This window comes from Xanthobacter agilis, from assembly GCF_021730435.1.
Classification (GTDB): domain Bacteria; phylum Pseudomonadota; class Alphaproteobacteria; order Rhizobiales; family Xanthobacteraceae; genus Xanthobacter; species Xanthobacter agilis.
Map to the genome: position 1 here is coordinate 15,249 of NZ_JABWGX010000015.1, position 18,375 is coordinate 33,623.

Below are 18,375 nucleotides of genomic sequence, written 5' to 3' on the forward strand. Positions count from 1 at the left end.
CGGCCGTCGCCCGTTCGGTGGGCGCGTTCTGCCTCGAAGCGGCTCTCGTCGGGATGGCTCTGGCGGCGTGCTCGGGCATTCAGGATGATACGCGGCCGCAGAGCGTGGTCGAGCAGGTGAACGCGCTCGACCTGTCGCCGCGCCAGACGGCGGCGATGCCCGCGACCCAGGACATTGCGGATAATCGCCGCGCGGTGGAATATTTCGCGCCGGGGGGATCGTCCTCGGTGTCGTTCCAGGCCGAGGGGGGCGCCGGCGGTGGAGCGGCGGCGGGCGGCGACGGCTACGATCTCAATTTCGACGATGCGCCGGTGGCTACCGTGGCCAAGGTGGTGCTGGGGGACATCCTCGGCCAGCCCTTCGTCATCGATCCCAGGGTGCAGGGCACCATCAGCCTGTCGTCGGCGCGGGCGGTGCCCAAGGGGGATCTGGCCTATGTGCTCGAATCCGCGCTGAAGGCCAACAGCGTGGCCCTGGTGCGCGATGCCGCCGGCTATCGGCTGGTGCCGCTCAGCGAGGCCGCCGGCAGCGGCCGCGTGAGCGTGGGGGCCGGGCGCCCGGAGGCCGGCTATGGCCTGTCGGTGGTGCCGCTGCGCTATGTGTCGGCCCAGACCCTCATGCCTTTGCTCGACAGCTTCGCCCTCCAGGCCGGCACGGTGCGCGCCGATCCAGGTCGGAATCTCCTGTTGATCCAGGGCACGGCGGCGGAGCGGCAGCAGGCGATGCAGACCGCCTTGTCGTTCGATGCCGATTGGATGCGCGGCCAGTCGGTGGGAATCTACCCGGTGCGCAACAGCGCGCCCGAGGCGCTCATCTCGGAGCTGGAGAGCATCCTTGATACCGGCGAGAACGGGCTCAGCCATAATCTGGTGAAGTTCCAGGCCATCAACCGGCTCAACTCCATCATGGTGGTGGCGCGGAAACCGGAGCTGCTGCGGACCGCCGCGTCCTGGATCGAGCGGCTCGACCGCTCCGACACCACGGTGGCGGTGCGGGTCTATCGGCTGCGCTATGGCGATGCCCGGCAGATGGCCAAGGTGTTGAACGATCTGTTCATCGGCACCGGCTCGGGGGCCGGTCTCGATCAGGCGGCAAGCCAGATCGCCCCCGGTTCGGGGGGCATGTCGTCGTCGTCCGGCGGCGGCCAGAACCTCACGGTGCAACAGCGCCTCGGGCAAGCCGCGCCCGCTCAGGCCCAGAATCCCGGACAGGCCGGCGGGGGCGATGGCGACAACGAGGCGACCCCGCCCGGCGGCGCGCGGGCCGCAGCTCCCGCGGCCGGCGGCGGGGCGGTGATGCCCGGCGTGCGCATCACCGCGGACGCGGTGAACAACTCGCTGCTCATCTTCGCGAGCCAGGAAAACTACCGCGTCATCGAGCGCACCCTGATGCAGCTCGACCAGCCCCAGCTCCAGGTCGCCATCGAGGCGACGGTGGCCGAGGTGACGCTGAACGACGCCCTTGCCTATGGCGTGCAATTCTTCCTCACCAGCAAGGATCTGGGCCTCGGCAGCAACAACGGATCGGCGCTCAACACCTTGTCGAGCGACATTTCCAGCCAGGCCATCAGCCGGGTGTTGCCCGGCTTCAACCTGCTGGTGGGCCGCGAGGGCCAGCCGCGGGTGATCCTTGATGCCCTGCACACGGTCACCGATGTAAAGGTGCTCTCCAACCCGTCCGTGGTGGTGGTGGACAATCAGAAGGCCACGCTTCAGGTGGGCGATGAAGTGCCGGTTTCCACCGGCAGCGCCACCGTGCTCTCCAGCTCGAACACCGTGGTCAATACGATCGAATACAAGAATACCGGCATCATCCTGAACGTGGTGCCGCGGGTGAATGTGAACGGTCAGGTGCGGCTCGATATCGAGCAGGAGATCAGCAACGTCACCCAGTCCGATACATCGGGCAGCAGTTCGTCCAGTTCGACGCTGACGCCCACCGTGTCGCAGCGCAAGGTGAAGAGCACCATCGCGGTCGCGAGCGGGCAGACGGTGCTGCTCGCCGGCCTCATCATGGAGCGCTCCAACGGGGTGCGCCAGGGCGTGCCGGTGCTGGACCAGATCCCCGGCGTGGGCGACGCTTTCGCCCATACCAACAACACCGTGAAGCGCACCGAGCTGATCATTTTCATCCGGCCGCAGATCATCCGCGACAATGTGGACGCGCACACCGTGGCCGAGGAATTGCGGGCCAAGATGAAGGGCACGGTGGGCAACCCGCCCGGCGGCCCGCAGCCGCTCCTCAATCGCTGAGCCGCGCCATGGAATCGCCTTCCGACCCTCCCGCGCGGCCGGCTCCATCTCCTCCTGCGGTGGGCGCGGCGGTTTCGTTCCGGTGGCGTCCGGCCGGTGGCGGGCGGGGGCGCGTGTGGGGCGTCCTCGCCCTCGTCGTCGGTGCCGGGATGGCGGCGAGCTTTACGCTCGCTGGCGGTCTCGAGGGGGGATCAGGGGGCTCTCTCGCGGGCTTCCTCGGGAGCTTGGCGGCGGTGGCTTTCGTGCCGGTGGTCGCGGCCATCGCGGTCGTCGATGCCCGACATTTCATCATCCCCGACACCTTGAACGGCGCGGGGCTCGCGCTCGGCCTCCTTTATGCCGCCGCGAGTGGCGGATCGGAGTTGCTCGCGGTGGCGCTGGCGCGGGGCGCGGGGCTGGCGCTCGCCTTCTGGGCGGTGCGGGTCGCCTATCGGGCGCTGCGCAAGCGCGAGGGGCTGGGCCTGGGCGATGTGAAGCTCGCGGGCGTGGCCGGCGCGTGGCTGGACGTGACCGCCATCCCGCTGGCCATCGAGATGGCGGCGCTGGCGGCGCTGCTCGGGGTCGGGATTGCGCATCTGGCGGGTGGCCGGACGGCGCGGCTCGACCGGCGCCTGCCATTCGGCCTGTTCTTCGCCCCGGCCATCTGGGCCGCCTGGGGGTTTGATCGCATGGTGTGGGGAGGGCTCTGAACCATGGTGCGGCGGGCTCGGAATGCAGGCGAGGGACGCGCTGCGCATCGCGGCCGGACGGGCGGGGCCGGGTGGAGGGCGGGGCTCGTACTCGCGACGGCGCTGGCGGCGGCGCTGTTTTCAGGCGACGCAGCCCCTGCGGCCCCGCGCGGCGGGGATACGGCGAAGGCCATGGCGCTATACGCCAAGGGCGACTATATGGCCGCCGCGCGACTGCTCACGCGGCTGGCGGAGGCCGGCGACGCGCGGGCTCAGGCCATGCTGGGCCTGCTTTACGAATATGGCCATGGGGTGCCCCAGGATTTCGCGGTGGCGGCGTGGTGGTATGGCTGCGCGGCCGAGCGCGGCGACGCGAACGGGCAGTATCTGCTCGGCCGGCTTTACGACAAGGGGCGCGGGGTGCCGCAAGATGTGGTGCTGGCGCAGAAATGGCTGATCCTGGCGGCGGCGCGCTCCGGCCGGCCGGAGCGCGAGACCTATGTGCGCATCCGCGACGCGGTCGCCAGCAAGATGAGCCGCGCCCAGATAACGCTGGCCCAGCAGCTCGCGTTGCAATGGGTCCCGTCCGCGCCCACGGCCGGGCCCTGATCTGGCGCGCCGGCCGGAGCGGAGGTGCCGAACTGAGACAAGCTGGCGCCGGAGATCCTCCGGCGCCAGGGGCATGTCATCGCGGCATCCGTCAGTTCGGCGCGCGGGTGCCGAGGGTGAAGGTGGGCGCCTTGTTGGGCTTGTTCGGGTCCGCGCGCCGTGCCGTCTCGTTGGTGTATTTGCACCAGCCGTCATTGTTCGGGCACACCACGATGCGTGGATCGAACGGCTTTGGTCCGGTGGCGGTGAATTCCGGCCAGATCTGGTAGGGCATGGTGCCGGTCGCATTGAATGTCATGATCTTGATCTGATACTTTTTGTTGTTCGTATCGCGCAGCGTGATCATACACGGTGAGGGCGTCGTCTTCGGGTTGAGGCCGATGGTGCCGGGATCGTCGCTGGAGAACTCGCGATTGGTCTCACTGGCGCAGATGCCATATGACTTCCACCCCGCCGAGGTGGGCGATTTCCCAAGCGAGACGCCGGCCGTGTACCATTCGTAGAACTGGGGCACCGCGGGCGGGACTTTCTTCTTGTTCGGCAGCCCGTTGCCGCCGCCCACCGCGAAGATGAGGCCGCTGCCGGGATGGTTCTGGAAGCTCTCGTGGTCGTCGATGGAGAAGGCATAGGCCGAAGCATTCAGGAAGCCGTCGGCGAGGCTGCCGTGGATGAGCTGGGTGTAGGGATTGAACATCTGCGCGCCCTTGGCGCCCAACTGCTCGAAGTCATATTGCAGCTTCATGTAATTGACCGGCGCATAGCCCATCTGGCTCGGCGGCTCGTTGGTCTGCGGCAGGTCGGGGACGTCGGCCGCGGTGCACGCGCCCTTGCCGCCCACCTTGTCCACCCGGAACGGCACCCAGCCGTGCAGGAAGCGCATGTAGGTTTCGAGCTTCGGCAGGCCGTCGGCGAGGGGCGCCATGTAGGAGGGGCCCTGCCCGTTGCCCCAGCACTTGGCGAGGTAGGTCTTGTAGCTCTTGTCGAACGACTGCTTGATGGGGGTGTACCAATCCTTCAAGGGACAATTCTTGTAGGGCGCGGTGGTGCAATTCTGCCAGTTTACTTCGATATTGCGGATCAGCTTGGGCAGCTTGGTGCGGTCGAAGGGCGTGGGCAGGGGAATGATTTCCGGCAGCTTGGTGTTGCCGTCGATATAGGCCGGGGACATGTAATAGTTGAAGGCCGCCAGCGTCGAGGGCACGCGGATGCCCGCGTTCGGGTAGCGCCGCTTCTTGGTCTTGGCGTCGATGGGATTGTTGTAGATGGGCCAGTTGGTGGTCGACGTCTGGTTGGCGTTCGCGCCGGTGAATGTCACGAGGCGGGCGCGCCAATCGGTCACCGACATCAAGGTGCCCATGTACCCGACCTTGTAGCCGGGCGCGATCGGCTCCATGGCCACCGGCAGATAAAGTTGGTCCACGTTGGAGACGTTATAGTTCAGGTTGAGGCTGGTGAGTTCGGCGCCTGCCGCCAGCGGACCCACGTCGGCGAAGGTCCATTCGTTGAGCTGGTTGGGCGATTGGGTCATGATGGCGCTGCCGGGAATTTCCGGCTGCACGCGATAGATCTTCAGCTCGCTGGCACTGCAGGCGTTCTTGGTCGCGGTATTGCACTTCACGGCCGGACTGCCCGAGGCGAAGGCGACGCTCTGGCCCCGGCGCCCGGCATTCACCTTGTAACTGTCGTTCAACGCGGTCTGATCGTCGAAAATGTAGATGCGGCCGCCGCGCCACCAGTCCACATGGGAATCGGCCTTGGGATCACGGTCCTTGTTGAGCGCAGACCACCAGGGCACCATGACCGAGACGGTCTCACCCTTGAGGATGCCCCGCACGGGGTTGACATAGGCATAGTAGTCATTAGCAACGACATAGCAATTCTTGGTGTCGCCGAGCGCGCGTTGCAGCCAGACATCGCCTTTGGCGCAATTGATGGCCGGATTGGTCTGGATCGATCCTTGGATGATGGCGTAAATGGTGCCGTTGGTGTTGTTGATGATGCGGATTTCTTTGTAGCACGCCTTGTCGTTTCCGGGCTTGCAGATCGGCGGGGCGATCGACGTCGCTGTGGCGTCTTGCGGTGGCAGCGCGACCAGGAGCGCGGCGGCCGCCGCGCCCGATGCGGCGAGGCGTGTCGCCGCGGCGCGGAACTGTCGTCGTGACCTAAAATCTGTTCCCGTCTGCATCGGGCTTGCTCCCAACTGTTCCGGTTCCGATTCGCCGCCCTGGCGCCGGCCTTGCGGAAGACTGATGACGGGGGATGCCCCCGAAGCTGTTCACGCCTGTCGGGCGTCGCGGAGCCTCCGCACGCGCCGGCAAACCCTGGGCATGGCGGTCGAGCGCGCGCTCAACGGCCACCCGATGTTTCAGTTGAAGCGATAGTTCACGCCTGCGCGCACGATGACGCCGTCGTAGGTCACACGGGTGACCGGGACATTGGCGAACATGGTCGCGCCAAGGACCGCGCCGGCCAGGCTGTTCCCCTCCGGATCGATCGCGCCCACCGGGCTTGCGGCGAAGCTCTCGGAACCGAGGTTGTAATAAAGCGCCTCGGCCTTGAGGCTCCAGCGGGCGCCGAGCAGCCACTCGCCACCGCCGCCGGCGGTCCAGCCCATGCGGGTTTGGGAGCCGCCGCCGACCCCGCCGAAGGTGGGGAAGGCGTAAGGCACGCTGTCGGCGAAGGCGAGGGTGTGGACGGCGCTGGCGCTGACGCCGCCATAGGCAAGGCCGCCGGTGGCGTAGAGAAGCAGGCCGGGTGTCATCAGGTAGCCGGCACGGGCGCGCACCGTGCCCAGCCAGTCGATGCTGGCGGTGATGGTGCCCGCGCCGGTCGCGGTATCCACGAGACCGGAAGCGTCGGGGCCGTATTGGGCGACACCGGCATAGCTGCCGCTGCCGGAGATGCCGGCCCCCTGGATATCCGCTTCGACGCCGGCGACGACGTTGGCACTCCATTGATAATTGTAGCCGACCTGCACGCCGCCCACGAACCCGGACGGGGACAGGCTGGCGCCGCCGCTGCTGGCGGCGGCGGTGAAGCCGGCGGGCGTGAGCCAGAACGGGTCGTCGGCGAGATTGTCAATGAGCGGGATGGCCGTGGTGTCGGCCGTGCCCGAGGTGCCCCAGCCGTAGCCCGCATTGAGGCCGCCATAGAGGCCGGTCCAGCTCGGGGCGGTGTCCGCCGCCGGGGCTGGAGCGGGCGCGCTGCCGTTGAAATGATAGTTGACGCCGGCTCGCACGATCACGCCGTCATAGGTGATGCGGGTGGACGGGAGGCTGGCGAACAGGAGGGCGCCGGGCACGCCGCCGCTCGTGTTGGTGCCGTCCGGGTCGGTGGCGCCCACGGCCGCGCCGTTGAAGGTGGCGGAACCCAGATTGTAGTAAAGGGCCTCAGTCTTCACGCTCCAGCCGGGCGCGAACAGCCATTCGCCGCCGCCGCCGACGGTCCAGCCCACCCGTGTCGCCGCCGCGTGCGCGGTGCCGCCGAAGGTGGGATAGGTGAAGGGCTGGCTGTCGGCGAAGGCCAGCGTGCTCGATTGGGTGGTGGTGACGCCGCCATAGGCCAGGCCGCCGGTGGCATAGACGAGGATGCCGGGGGTCGCGAGATAGCCGACCCGGGCGCGGGCCGTGCCGAGCCAGTCGATGCCGCTCGAGACACCGCCGCCGCCGGCGGCGGTGTCGGTCAGTCCCGAGGCGTCGGGTCCGAACCGGGCGACGCCGGCGGTGCCGCCGCTGCCGGAGATGCCCGCGCCCTGGATGTCGACCTCGATGCCGGCGATGATGCTCTCGGCCCACTGAACATTATAGCCCGCCTGGACACCGCCGATGATGCCAGACGGGTTGAGGCCCGCGCGACCGGAATTGGCGCCGGCGGTGAAGCCGTAGGGCGTTCCCCAGAACGGATCAGTGGCGATGTTGTCCACCAGCGGGATGCCCGTGGTCTGCGCGGAGCTTGATGTGCCCCAGCCGTATCCTACGTTGAGGCCGGCGTAGAAGCCGCTCCAGGCCGGCGGTGGCGGCGCGGGCGCCTTGTATGGGGTCAGATCGGCCGCGAGGACCGGAGCCACCGAAAAAGCCGCACTCACCCCGATGGTGAGCATATTGAATAAACGAAGCCTGTGCATTCTCCCCCCGCCCTCCGTCTGGAGTTCAGCGCTGATCCCGGGTCATGCACGCCGCTATTCAACCGACAGACACAGTGCGCTCAGCAGGGGCCGCGACAAGCGCCGCCCCTGGAACGTTGCGTCAGGGTACCTCTATTATTTCGGCGCAGGCAATTTTCATTGCATTTTTGGATCAACGCAGATCTTGCAGTATTGGGTAGCTTCAAAAGCGCCATTACGCAAATGCAAATCGCGGGTCAGAGCTTTTCTCGCGGGTAGAGCTTCGGGCCCGTTGCCGGTGCGCGGTTGCGTGTCGCAACTCCAGATGTCTGCATCTGCGGCCGGGGCGATCGTTGAGCGGGCGGGCAGCCGCCGCGCCGGCTGACGCATGCGATTGGTTCGCGTTGCGTGGCGTTGCGCACCCGCGGCGGGTGCCGCGGGCGATGCTTCCGAAACGGGGGCTGGCTTCGACGGTCAGGCGGGGACGCGGGGCGCCTTGACCGGTCCGACATCGACCTGGATCTCGTTGCCCTCGATGCGTAGGGGATAGGGATGCAGGGTGTTGCGGACCAGATGCGTCACGCATTTGCCGCTGGTGGCGTCGAACCCCCACTGGTGGTGCGGGCAGGTGACGTTTTGACCGTTGAAGGTCGCCTCTTCCATCGGCATGTCCGCATGGGGGCAACGGCCGCGATAGGCCTTGAGCTCGCCGCCGGCCGGCCAGAGCAGCATCACGCTCTTGCGACCGGCCTGGAACAGGCCCATGCCGCCTTCACTCACGGCATCGGTGTGACAGATAAAGGTGAAAGCCATCGTGGGTCGCCTTGTCGAACGCTGCCTCACTTTCAACAAGCAAGTTGCGGACCAGCCTCAAGGCCTTTCGGGATGGCTTTCGATGTCGGAAACCTGACCAGGGGCGGCGGCCCTCGGTCGCAGGGTGGCTTGAGCCTTGCGATGCCGCATTGCGGCAACCCCTGGAAGTGTGGGAATAAGATACGGGGGTCCGCCGTGTCGCAGGCTACGACGATCTGCATCGTCGTAGGGCAGGCGCGCGGTTTGTCGTGGAGGCTCTTCGTCGATGAAGCGGACCTTGCCGGTCGTCGTCTTGCTCGTCGCCGTGGTCGCGTTGGGCGGCTATGGCGCTTACTATCTGGCCTCGCGTTCCCGAACGCTGCCCCCGGGCTTTGCCTCCGGCAATGGCCGGATCGAGGCCACCGAAGTGGACGTGGCCACCAAGGCCGCCGGCCGCGTGGTGGATGTGTTGGTGGAGGAGGGCGACTTCGTCACCGAAGGCCAAGTGGTGGCCCATATGGACGTGGACGAGACCGCCGCCGCCTTGCGCACCGCCCAGGCCCACGAGACGCAGGCCATCAAGTCACGCGACACGGCCACCCATGTGGTGGAGCAGCGCAAGGGTGAGCTCGACCTTGCCACCAAGGAGCTGGATCGGCAGACCACCCTGGTGGAAAAGGGCTTCGCGACCGAGCAGAAGGTGGACCAGTATCGCACCACCAAGCTCACCGCTCAGGCCGCTTTGGCGGCGGCGGAAAGCAGCCTTGCCGCCAGCGAATCCGCCATCCGCGCCGCCGAGGCGGAGGTGGAGCGCCTGACCCAGCTGGTGGCCGACGGCACGCTGGTGGCGCCCAAGTCCGGACGGGTGCTCTATCGGCTGGCCGAGCCCGGCGAGGTGCTGGCGGCTGGCGGCAAGGTCTTGACCCTGCTCGATCTCTCCAATGTCTATATGACCGTCTTCCTGCCGGCGGTGGACGCCGGCCGCATCGCCTTGGGGGCCGAGGCGCGGCTGCTGCTGGAGCCGCTGCCCGACCGCGCGGTGCCGGCCAACGTGTCGTTCGTCTCGGCGCGCGCGCAGTTCACGCCGAAGCAGGTGGAGACCCAGAACGAGCGCGACCGCATGATGTTCCGCGTGAAGCTGCGCGTTCCCCAGGTGCTGGTTGAGAAATACATCACCCAGGCCAAGACCGGCGTGACCGGGGTGGGCTATGTGCAGCTCGATCCGACGGCGACATGGCCGAGCTGGCTCGATTCCGATCTGGTGCAGCAGGCCATCGCAGCGGCGCAGGCGAAGGCGGGCGCGGCCGCGCCGGGCGCCCCTGTTCCAGGGCATGCGCCTCAGGCGGACGCCCCGCAGCCGGCGGCGCAGAAGGGCGAGGCCCAGAAGTGAGCGGCGCGGGGTGGCCGCGCGGGGGTCGATCGTGACCACGATCGAGGATCGGGCGGCGAACGAGGCCGCATCCGGCGGGGTTGCGTTGCGGCTCGCCGGCATTCGCCACGGCTACGGCAAGACCCGGGCCGTCGATGGCATCGACCTGACCATCGCCGAGGGCGCGTCGGTGGCGCTGGTGGGGCCGGACGGGGTGGGCAAGTCCACCCTGCTCGGGCTCATCACGGGTGCCAAGCGCATTCAGCACGGGCAGGTGGAGGTGCTCGGAGCGGACCTTGCCGTCCGTCGCCAGCGGAACCTGGTGCAGCCGCGCATCGCCTACATGCCCCAGGGGCTGGGGCGCAATCTTTATCCCAATCTGACGGTGGCCGAGAACATCGCCTTCTTTGCCCGCCTGTTCGGAGAGGACGCGGACGCCAAGGGGGCGCGGGTGGCGCCGCTTTTGGAGGCCACCGGGCTGTCGCCCTTCGCCGGGCGGCTCATGCGCAAGCTGTCCGGCGGCATGAAGCAGAAGCTGGGCCTGTGCTGCGCCCTGGTGCACGATCCGGACCTCCTGGTGTTGGACGAGCCCACCACCGGCGTGGACCCGCTGTCGCGCCGGCAGTTCTGGGATTTCGTGGAGACCATCCGCGCCGACCGGCCGCGGCTGACGCTGCTGGTGGCGACCTCCGATATGGAGGAGGCGGCGCGTTTCGAGCGGGTGGTGATGATGGATGCCGGCCGCATGCTGGCCGACGACACCCCCGCCGGGCTCCTTGCAAAGACCGGTCAGCCCACTCTGGAGCGGGCCTTCATCTCCCTGCTGCCGGAGGATCGGCGCGGCGACGGGGATGGCGCCGCGCGCGGCGCGCCCATTCCAGACGACGCGCCCATCGCCATTGAATCGCGGGACCTCACGCGCCGGTTCGGGGCGTTCGTGGCGGTGGACCACGTGAGCTTCAAGATCCGCCGGGGCGAGATCTTCGGCTTCCTGGGCTCCAACGGCTGCGGCAAGTCCACCACCATGAAGATGCTCACCGGCCTGCTGCCGGCCAGCGAGGGCGAGGCCCTGCTGTTCGGCGTGCCGGTGGATCCCGCCGACATCGAGACCCGCCGCCGCGTCGGCTACATGTCGCAGGCCTTCTCGCTCTATGGCGAACTGACGGTGCGGCAGAACCTGGAGCTGCACGCCCACCTGTTTTCCCTGGACACGGACGCGGCGGCGCGGCGCATCGCCAAGCTCACCGCCGATTTCGACCTCGAAGACCACCTCGATGCCTTGTCCGACGGCTTGCCGCTGGGGGTGCGCCAGCGCCTGTCGCTGGCGGTGGCGGTGCTGCACGATCCCGAGATTCTGATTCTCGACGAGCCCACCTCGGGGGTCGATCCGGTGGCGCGCGACGGCTTCTGGGACCATCTCCAGCGCCTGTCGCGGGACGAGGGGGTCACCATCTTCGTCTCCACCCATTTCATGGGCGAGGCGGAGCGGTGCGACCGGATCTCCTTCATGCATGCGGGCCGCGTCATCGCCACCGGCACGCCTGAGGAGTTGAAGGCGGCGCAAAGGACCTCGTCCCTGGAAGAGGCCTTCATCGCCTATATGGAAATGGGTGGGCGGGAGGCGCAGACCGATGCCCGCCTGCCGCCGCCCAAGGTGGGGGCGGCGCGGCGTTCGTCCTTCTCCTGGACCCGGCTCGGCGCCTATGCCTGGCGCGAGACGCTGGAGTTGCAGCGTGATCCGGTGCGGCTGGCGTTCGCCCTGCTCGGCACCGCCATCCTCATGATTATTTTCGGCTACGGCATCACCCTCGACGTGGACAAGCTGCGCTTTGCCGTGCTCGACCGCGATCAGACCGCCGAGAGCCGCGCCTATATCGACGAATTTGCTCATTCCACCTATTTCGTGGTCGAGAGGCCGATCCGCGATCCGGCCGACCTCGACCGGCGGCTGAAGGCCAATGACATCGCCTTTGCCATCGAGCTGCCGCCCAATTTCGGTGCCGATCTCCGGGCAGGTCGTTCCACCGAGGTTCTGGTGACCATCGACGGCGCCATGCCGTTCCGGGCCGAGACCATCCAGGGCTATGTGCAGCAGGTGCATCTCCGGTTCCTGGAAGAGGCGGCGCAAGCCGCTGGCGGCACGCTCAGCACGGCCGCGAGCCTGGAGATGCGCTACCGCTACAACCAGTCGTTCCGCTCGGTGGATGCCATGGTGCCGGCGGTGATCGCGCTCATGCTCATCTTCATTCCGGCCATCCTCACCGCCCTGGGGGTGGTGACGGAGAAGGAATTGGGCTCCATCACCAACCTTTATGTGACGCCGGTGACCAAGCTGGAGTTTCTGCTCGGCAAGCAGGCGCCTTATGTGGTGGTGGCGTTCTTCAATTTCTTCGTCATGGTGGCGCTAGCCCTGTTTCTGTTTGGGGTGCCCCTGAAGGGGTCGTTCCTGGGGCTCATGCTGGGTGCGTTCGTCTATGTGCTGGCCACCACGGCCATCGGGCTTGTCTCTTCCACCTTGACCAATACCCAGGTGGCGGCGCTGTTCGGCACGGCCATCGGCACCATGATGCCGGCGACCCAGTTCTCGGGCCTGCTCCAGCCGGTCGCGACCCTGGAAGGCGCGGCCCGGGTGGTGGGCACCTTGTTTCCCACCACCTATTTCATGCGCATCAGCGTCGGGGCCTTCACCAAGGGGCTGGGCTTCACGGAGCTTCTGCCCTTCATCCTGGCGACCGCCGCGTTCTGGCCGGCGCTGTTGCTTCTCGCTCACCTCATCCTGCGCAAACAGGAGACGTGACATGGCCACTTCCGTTCAGGCGTCCGCCCCGCGCGGCTTCAAGGCGCGCCTCGCCAGCCGGGCGGGCAATGTGTGGCATCTCCTGGTCAAGGAACTCATCAGCCTGTGGCGGGACCGGGCGCTGCTGATCCTGGTGCTCTATGCCTTCACGGCGGCCATCTACATCCAGGCCACCGGCATGAAGCACGACCTCAACCGCGCCACGGTGGGGGTGGTGGATGAGGACAATTCGGCGCTCTCCCATGCCATCCTCGATGCCCTGCTGCCGCCGCGTTTCCAACCCGCGATCGCGCTGGAGCCGGGGGAGGTGGACAAGGGCATGGACGCCGCCCGCTACACTTTCGTGTTGAACTTTCCGCCCAATTTCCAATCGGACGTGCTGGCCGGCCGGGCGCCGAGTGTGCAGCTCCTGATCGACGCCACGGCGCTGATGCAGGCGGGGCTCGGCGCCACCGACATCTCGGGCATCTTCCAGCAGGAGGTGAACCGCTTCGTGTCCCGCACCGGGCGGGACATGGCCACCCCGGCCGAGCTGAAGATCCGCGTGGCGTTCAACCAGGGGCTCGAATCCTCCTGGTTCACGGGCACCATGGGCCTCATCACCAACATCACCATGCTCTCGGTGCTGCTGGCCGGGGCGGCGCTGATCCGCGAGCGCGAGCATGGCACGCTGGAGCATCTGCTGGTGCTGCCGGTGCATCCCTCCGAGATCATGCTCGCCAAGATCCTGGCCAATGGCGCGGTGATCCTGGTGGGAACCACCTTCAGCATCCTGGTGGTGCTGAAGGGTGTGATGGGGATGGAGATCGCCGGTTCGGTGGGCCTGTTCCTGCTGGGGACCGCGCTCTATCTGTTCTTCACGGCGGCGCTGGGCATCTTTCTCGGCACCCTGTCGGGGTCCATGCCGCAGTTCGGGCTCCTGTTCTTCCTCATCGTGCTGCCCATGAACATGCTGTCCGGCGGCTTCACGCCCCTGGAAAGCATGCCGCAATGGTTGCAGACCGTCATGCAGGCCTCGCCGTCCACCCAGTTCGTGGCGTTCGCGCAGGCCATCCTCTATCGCGGGGCGGGCATGGAGACGGTGTGGCCGCGGTTCCTCGCGACCTTCGCCATCGGCATGCTGTTTTTCCTGGTGGCGCTGGTGCGGTTCCGTAAGTTCCTCGCGGCGCAGCAATAGGCGCGAGGACCGCCCCTCAGATGTAGTCCACGAACGAGGTCAGCGCTTCGTGGGAGAGGTCGCGCATCTGGGCGAGGGTGATGGTGTCGAGCACGGTGCCGATGGCGTCGCGCACGCGCACCATCAGCAGGCGCACCTCGCAGGTGGAGACGTCGCAATCCTCGCACGCCTCATAGGCGTTACGGCTGGCGCAGGGGAAGGGGGCCAGCGGGCCGTCGAGGGCGCGGATCATGTCGCCCACCACGATGTCCTCGGGCGCACGGGCGAGGCGATAGCCGCCGAGCTTGCCCTTCTTGCTGGCAAGGAAGCCCGCGTTGCGCAGCTCGCCCAGGATGACATCCAGGAATTTCTTGGGAATATTGTTGGCTTCGGCGATGTCCGCCACCTGGGTGGAGGAACCCGCGGACAGGCGCGCCAGATGCACCGCCGCCTTCAATCCGTACTTGCCTTTTTTTGTCAGCATTCCACGCCCTCCGAACGGCTTATGGGGATCTCGGGCGCGACCGTCAACCGGGCTCGCTTCGGTCTTCGCTCAATCCTGCGGGGACGGGGTCTCCGCCTGCTCCTTCAACTCGTGGCGTGACATCAGCGGCGCCTGCGCCATGGCGAAGGCAAGCGTGAGCGGCAGATAGCCGAAGGTCTTGAAGGCGACCCAGGTATCCGTCGAAAACAGGCGCCACACCACCTCGTTGACCACCGCCATCACCAGGAAGAACACGCCCCAGCGGATGCTGAGCGCGCGCCAGCCTGCATCGGTCAGCTTCACCATGCCGTCGAAGACGTAAGGCAGCAGGGGCTTCCTGGCCACCAGGCCGCCCAGCAGCAGCGCCCCGAAGGCGGCGTTGATGATGGTGGGCTTCATCTTGATGAAGTGGTCGTCCTGGAGCCACAGGGTCAGGGTGCCGAACACCAGCACCACCACGGCCGACACCAGCGGCATGACCGCGATGCGGCGGGCCAGAACCCACATCAGCGCCAGGGCCGCGAAGGTCGCCACCATGAACGCCCCGGTGGCCACATAGATGCCGCCATAGGCATTGGCGGCGAAGAACAGCACCAGCGGACCGACCTCCAGGCCGATCTTCAGCATGGGACTCATGGACGGGCGGCGGGCGGGCGAATCGGCGGGACGCGGCGAAGTTGCGGTGGGGGCATCGGACATGCAGGCAGGTCTCCTTGTGCCCATGTGGCGTCAAAACGAGGCACAATCAAGCTCGCCCCTGCCTGCTGCGCCATTTCGCGCCAGGAAGGTGCGATGCGGTGCCTGCACTCAGTCGCCCAGATGCAGGCAGTCGATCATGTCCGCTGCCTCGCGCGGCACGCGCGCTTCCAGGCGATCGGCCAGGCGCAGCACGCCAGGGCTGGGCGTGGCGGCGCTGCGACGGGCCGGGTTCGGCAGCATCACCGCCAGCCGCGCCGACTGGGCCGCATTGAGCCGGGCCGGCGGCAGGCCGAAGGCGTCGCGGGCGGCGACCGTTACACCGAAGGTGCCGTTCGGACCCCATTCGGCGATGTTGAGATAAATCTCCAGGATCCGCCGCTTGCTCATGACAAGGTCGAGCCACAGGGCCAGCGGCATTTCCAGAACCTTGCGCGGCAGCTCCGGGTGCGGCCACAAAAACAGGTTCTTCACCACCTGCATGGTGATGGTGGAGGTGCCCCTGAGGTCCTCCAGGTCGTCGGCCTTCTCGACCATGGTGCGCATCTCGGTGATATCGATGCCGATATGGCGGCAGAAGCGGGTGTCCTCCGAGGCCACCACCGTGCGCACCAGGGTCGGGGACATGCGTGAGAGCGGCGTCCAGACCCGCTCCACCCTCTGGCCGGTTGCCATGCGGTAGAGCATGAGCGTTGAGGCCGGGGTGCCGAAATTGTAAAGCACCGCCAGCACCACCGGGATCGCCAGGAGGGCCGCGGCAAGCTGCGCCAGGAACCGGATCATCGAAAGCCTTCTCGCACGCATCTTCGGTTGCAAGCATCTTCAGTTGAAGATGACCCAGCGGGCGCCTTGACCTTGCCGTCTGGTTGGGGCACCCGGATCGGTGCGTCAACCGGGCACCGGCGCAAATCGCGCCCGGCGGCCCGTTCGGTCCGAAGGTTCCCTGTGATTCCATCGCTCGCTCTCCGCCTCGACGCCGCCGCTGCCGCCACCGAGGCGCGCCTCGCCGTCGCCCTTGCCGATCCCGCATTGCCGGGCGAAGGCGAACGCCCGCCGCGGCTGCTGGCCGCCATGCGCCATGGGGCGCTCGGCGGGGGCAAGCGGCTGCGGCCGTTCCTGGTGATCGAAGCAGCGGCCCTGTTCGGCCTTCCGGTCGAGGCGGCGGTGACGGCGGCGACGGCGGTGGAATGCGTGCACTGCTATTCCCTGATCCATGATGACCTGCCGGCCATGGATGACGACGATCTGCGGCGCGGCCGGCCGACGGTCCACAAGGCGTTCGACGAGGCCACCGCCATCCTGGCGGGCGACGGCCTGCTCACCCTGGCGTTCGATCTTTTGGCGGGGGCGGATGCCCATCCCGATCCCGCGGTTCGGCTGGTGCTGGTGCGCGAGCTGGCGCGCCGCGCCGGGGTCGGCGGCATGGTGGGCGGGCAGATGCTGGACCTTGCCGCCGAGGGCCGCTTTGCCGAGGGCCGTCCGCTCGACCTGTCGGTGGCGGAAATCCGTGGGCTCCAGGCCATGAAGACCGGGGCGCTGCTGCTGTTCTCGGCCGAGGCCGGCGCCATCCTCGGCGGCGCGGGCGCGGCGGAGCGGGCGGCGCTTTCCGCCTATGGCCGGGCGCTGGGCGCGGCATTCCAGATCGCCGACGACATTTTGGACGTGGAAGGCAGCGCCGACACGGTGGGCAAGAAGGTGGGCAAGGATCAAGCGGCCGGCAAGGGCACGCTGGTGTCGCGCCTGGGCCTGCCGGCGGCGCGGGCGGCGCTCGCCCAATTGGTGGCCGAGGCCGAGGCGGCGCTCGCCCCCTTCGGTTCGCGCGGGGACATCTTGCGCGCCGCCGCCCATTTCGTCGCCGCGCGCAAGAGCTGAGCCGCGCGCAAGAGCTGAGCCGTGCACAAGAACCGGCCCGCGCGCAGGAGCCGGCGGCCTTGCGGCGCTCGCCCCGTGCGGGGTGTCGTGATAGCGTGCCGCCCGTGTCCATGCTGACCAAAGATCCGCTTCGGAGCGCCCTTGGCCGCCCGCTCGACCGCCGCCGCCTGCTGACGGCCGGCGCGGTGCTGGCTATGGCCAGCGTGCCCTATGGCGCGTTGGGGCAGACCAGCCAGCCGGATGTCATCGTCATCGGGGCCGGCGCCGCCGGCATCGCGGCCGCGCGCAAGCTGGCTGAAGCCGGGGTGAGCTATGCGCTCATCGAGGCGGGGCGCCGGGTCGGCGGACGCACCTTCACCGACAGCCAGGTGTTCGGCGTGCCGTTCGACATGGGGGCGAACCGGCTTGATTTTCCGGAGGCGACGCCGCTTCCCGCCCTTGGCCGCGGCTCCGGATTCGACATCGCGCCCGCGCCGGAGGCGGGGCGGCTCTATCTCGGCGGCAAGGAAGCGCGTGACCCGGAATATGAGGATTTCGTCGGCGTCGTGCGCCGGGCGGAACGGGCCATCGTCGCGGCGGGGGACGCCGGGCGTGACCTGCCGGCGGCCCGCGTGGTGCCCGATCTCGGCGCGTGGTCCGCGTCGGCGCGGTTCGTCACCGGGCCGTTCCTGCGCGGCCGGAACCTCGACTGGGTCTCGACCGTGGATGTGTCCCGCGCCGAGGAACGTGGCGTGGCCAACGTCTGCCGCCAGGGGCTCGGGACGCTGGTGGCCAGCCTTGCCTCGCCGCTCACGGTGCAGCTCGATACCGCCGCACGGTCGGTGGAGCTGGGCGGGCGGCGGGTGGTGGTGGCCACCGGGCGGGGCAATCTGACGGCGCGTTGCGTGATCGTGGCGGTGCCGCCCAGCGTCATCGCCGCCGGCAAGCTGCGCATTCCCCTGTTGCCGCCGCGCCAGCGGGCGGCGGTGGAGCGTATTCCCCTCGGGATCTTCGACCACATCGCGTTCGAATGGCCTGGCGCGCCGGCGGGTGTCCTGCCCGACGAGACGATCTATTTCCGCACCGATGGCGCGGAGGGCTATGCGCTGCGCACGCGCCTCGGCGGTACATCCGTATGTGCGCTTGAGGTGGGCGGCGCGTTTGCCGAGCGGTTGGAGGCGGCGAGCCCGCAGGCGGTGCGCGCGGTGCTGACGGAAGCCCTCACCCGCGAGTTCGGCGCCGATGCCGCGCGTCGCATCGGCCGGATGCACCGCACCCAATGGGGCATGGAGCCGTTGGCCTTGGGCGCTATGTCGTGCGCGGTGCCGGGGGCGGGCAACATGCGCCGCGCGTTCCTGGAGGTGGTGTCCGGCCGTCTGGTGTTCGCCGGCGAGCACGCCCACGAAAGCCTGTGGGGCACCGTGGGTGGGGCGTGGCAATCGGGCGAGCGGGCCGCGGCCCAGGTCATCGCCCTTCTGAAGGATGGACGGCAAGGGTAGAGCCGGTCCCGCGAGGGGGGCGCGCGCAGGCATGGGGTCAGCCCCGAGGGCGTTGACCCCGAGTCGGCGAGCGCGCAAGACGCTCCGGCCGGTCCCGCCG

General features: G+C 68.1%; 14 protein-coding genes. 8 read left to right on the forward strand and 6 right to left on the reverse strand.

The window, feature by feature from the left end:
- Positions 1-53 precede the first annotated feature (53 nt).
- The 3 genes from gspD (at position 54) to HUW53_RS12245 (ending at position 3,529) form a co-directional block, all read left to right on the forward strand.
- The gene (gspD, locus tag HUW53_RS12235; protein WP_272904213.1) at positions 54-2,252 is read left to right on the forward strand and encodes a type II secretion system secretin GspD; all 2,199 of its coding nucleotides are present in this window, start codon (positions 54-56) and stop codon (positions 2,250-2,252) included.
- A gap of 113 nt (positions 2,253-2,365) precedes the next feature.
- Positions 2,366-2,941: a prepilin peptidase gene (locus HUW53_RS12240; protein ID WP_237346049.1), complete on the forward strand. Its 576-nt coding sequence runs from the start codon at positions 2,366-2,368 to the stop codon at positions 2,939-2,941.
- Between the two features lie 171 nt (positions 2,942-3,112).
- Positions 3,113-3,529: a tetratricopeptide repeat protein gene (locus tag HUW53_RS12245; RefSeq protein ID WP_237346050.1), complete on the forward strand. Its 417-nt coding sequence runs from the start codon at positions 3,113-3,115 to the stop codon at positions 3,527-3,529.
- A 91-nt stretch (positions 3,530-3,620) separates the two neighbouring features.
- Here HUW53_RS12245 and HUW53_RS12250 read toward each other — a convergent pair whose 3' ends face one another.
- The 3 genes from HUW53_RS12250 to HUW53_RS12260 all read right to left on the reverse strand — a co-directional run bounded on the left by HUW53_RS12250 (position 3,621) and on the right by HUW53_RS12260 (position 8,444).
- Positions 3,621-5,714, reverse strand: a complete 2,094-nt coding sequence (locus HUW53_RS12250) for a hypothetical protein (RefSeq protein ID WP_237346051.1) — start codon at positions 5,712-5,714, stop codon at positions 3,621-3,623.
- Positions 5,715-5,894: 180 nt separating this feature from the next.
- On the reverse strand, positions 5,895-7,595 hold the full coding sequence (locus tag HUW53_RS12255; RefSeq protein WP_237346052.1) for an outer membrane protein: 1,701 nt from the start codon (positions 7,593-7,595) through the stop codon (positions 5,895-5,897).
- Between the two features lie 510 nt (positions 7,596-8,105).
- On the reverse strand, positions 8,106-8,444 hold the full coding sequence (locus HUW53_RS12260) for a Rieske (2Fe-2S) protein (RefSeq protein ID WP_237346053.1): 339 nt from the start codon (positions 8,442-8,444) through the stop codon (positions 8,106-8,108).
- Positions 8,445-8,709: 265 nt separating this feature from the next.
- Between HUW53_RS12260 and HUW53_RS12265 the strand changes: the two genes are divergently transcribed.
- From HUW53_RS12265 to HUW53_RS12275, 3 genes are read left to right on the forward strand one after another with little or no spacing between them, the layout of a single operon-like run.
- Positions 8,710-9,813, forward strand: coding sequence for an HlyD family secretion protein (locus HUW53_RS12265; RefSeq protein WP_237346054.1), 1,104 nt, complete (start codon positions 8,710-8,712; stop codon positions 9,811-9,813).
- Positions 9,814-9,844: 31 nt separating this feature from the next.
- The gene (gene rbbA / locus HUW53_RS12270; protein WP_237346055.1) at positions 9,845-12,589 is read left to right on the forward strand and encodes a ribosome-associated ATPase/putative transporter RbbA; all 2,745 of its coding nucleotides are present in this window, start codon (positions 9,845-9,847) and stop codon (positions 12,587-12,589) included.
- Position 12,590: 1 nt separating this feature from the next.
- Positions 12,591-13,766 carry an ABC transporter permease gene (locus HUW53_RS12275; protein ID WP_237346056.1) on the forward strand — a complete coding sequence of 392 codons (1,176 nt, stop codon included), beginning with the start codon at positions 12,591-12,593 and terminating at the stop codon, positions 13,764-13,766.
- Between the two features lie 16 nt (positions 13,767-13,782).
- Here the strand turns inward: HUW53_RS12275 and HUW53_RS12280 are convergent, their stop codons facing one another.
- The 3 genes from HUW53_RS12280 to HUW53_RS12290 all read right to left on the reverse strand — a co-directional run bounded on the left by HUW53_RS12280 (position 13,783) and on the right by HUW53_RS12290 (position 15,708).
- A complete protein-coding gene (locus tag HUW53_RS12280) occupies positions 13,783-14,229 on the reverse strand; it encodes an RrF2 family transcriptional regulator (protein WP_237346057.1) in 447 nt (148 codons plus the stop codon).
- 69 nt (positions 14,230-14,298) lie between these two features.
- Positions 14,299-14,865, reverse strand: a complete 567-nt coding sequence (locus HUW53_RS12285) for a septation protein A (RefSeq protein ID WP_237346131.1) — start codon at positions 14,863-14,865, stop codon at positions 14,299-14,301.
- Between the two features lie 171 nt (positions 14,866-15,036).
- Entirely contained in the window at positions 15,037-15,708 is a 672-nt protein-coding gene (locus HUW53_RS12290; protein WP_237346058.1) for a biosynthetic peptidoglycan transglycosylase, read from the reverse strand.
- Positions 15,709-15,870: 162 nt separating this feature from the next.
- Here HUW53_RS12290 and HUW53_RS12295 point away from each other — a divergent pair, with 162 nt between their 5' ends.
- Together HUW53_RS12295 and HUW53_RS12300 are read left to right on the forward strand one after the other, a co-directional pair.
- Positions 15,871-16,797, forward strand: a complete 927-nt coding sequence (locus tag HUW53_RS12295; protein ID WP_237346059.1) for a polyprenyl synthetase family protein — start codon at positions 15,871-15,873, stop codon at positions 16,795-16,797.
- Between the two features lie 110 nt (positions 16,798-16,907).
- The gene (locus HUW53_RS12300; RefSeq protein WP_237346132.1) at positions 16,908-18,275 is read left to right on the forward strand and encodes a flavin monoamine oxidase family protein; all 1,368 of its coding nucleotides are present in this window, start codon (positions 16,908-16,910) and stop codon (positions 18,273-18,275) included.
- Positions 18,276-18,375: the final 100 nt, after the last annotated feature.

What these genes read in the sequence shown, in the direction of transcription:
- gspD (WP_272904213.1), top strand. Translation starts at nt 54, where the DNA reads ATGGCTCTGGCGGCGTGCTCGGGCATTCAGGATGATACGCGGCCGCAG.
- HUW53_RS12245 (WP_237346050.1), top strand. Translation starts at nt 3,113, where the DNA reads ATGGCGCTATACGCCAAGGGCGACTATATGGCCGCCGCGCGACTGCTC.
- HUW53_RS12250 (WP_237346051.1), bottom strand. Translation starts at nt 5,714, where the DNA reads ATGCAGACGGGAACAGATTTTAGGTCACGACGACAGTTCCGCGCCGCG.
- HUW53_RS12260 (WP_237346053.1), bottom strand. Translation starts at nt 8,444, where the DNA reads ATGGCTTTCACCTTTATCTGTCACACCGATGCCGTGAGTGAAGGCGGC.
- HUW53_RS12265 (WP_237346054.1), top strand. Translation starts at nt 8,710, where the DNA reads ATGAAGCGGACCTTGCCGGTCGTCGTCTTGCTCGTCGCCGTGGTCGCG.
- HUW53_RS12275 (WP_237346056.1), top strand. Translation starts at nt 12,591, where the DNA reads ATGGCCACTTCCGTTCAGGCGTCCGCCCCGCGCGGCTTCAAGGCGCGC.
- HUW53_RS12280 (WP_237346057.1), bottom strand. Translation starts at nt 14,229, where the DNA reads ATGCTGACAAAAAAAGGCAAGTACGGATTGAAGGCGGCGGTGCATCTG.
- HUW53_RS12285 (WP_237346131.1), bottom strand. Translation starts at nt 14,865, where the DNA reads ATGAGTCCCATGCTGAAGATCGGCCTGGAGGTCGGTCCGCTGGTGCTG.
- HUW53_RS12290 (WP_237346058.1), bottom strand. Translation starts at nt 15,708, where the DNA reads ATGATCCGGTTCCTGGCGCAGCTTGCCGCGGCCCTCCTGGCGATCCCG.
- HUW53_RS12300 (WP_237346132.1), top strand. Translation starts at nt 16,908, where the DNA reads ATGCTGACCAAAGATCCGCTTCGGAGCGCCCTTGGCCGCCCGCTCGAC.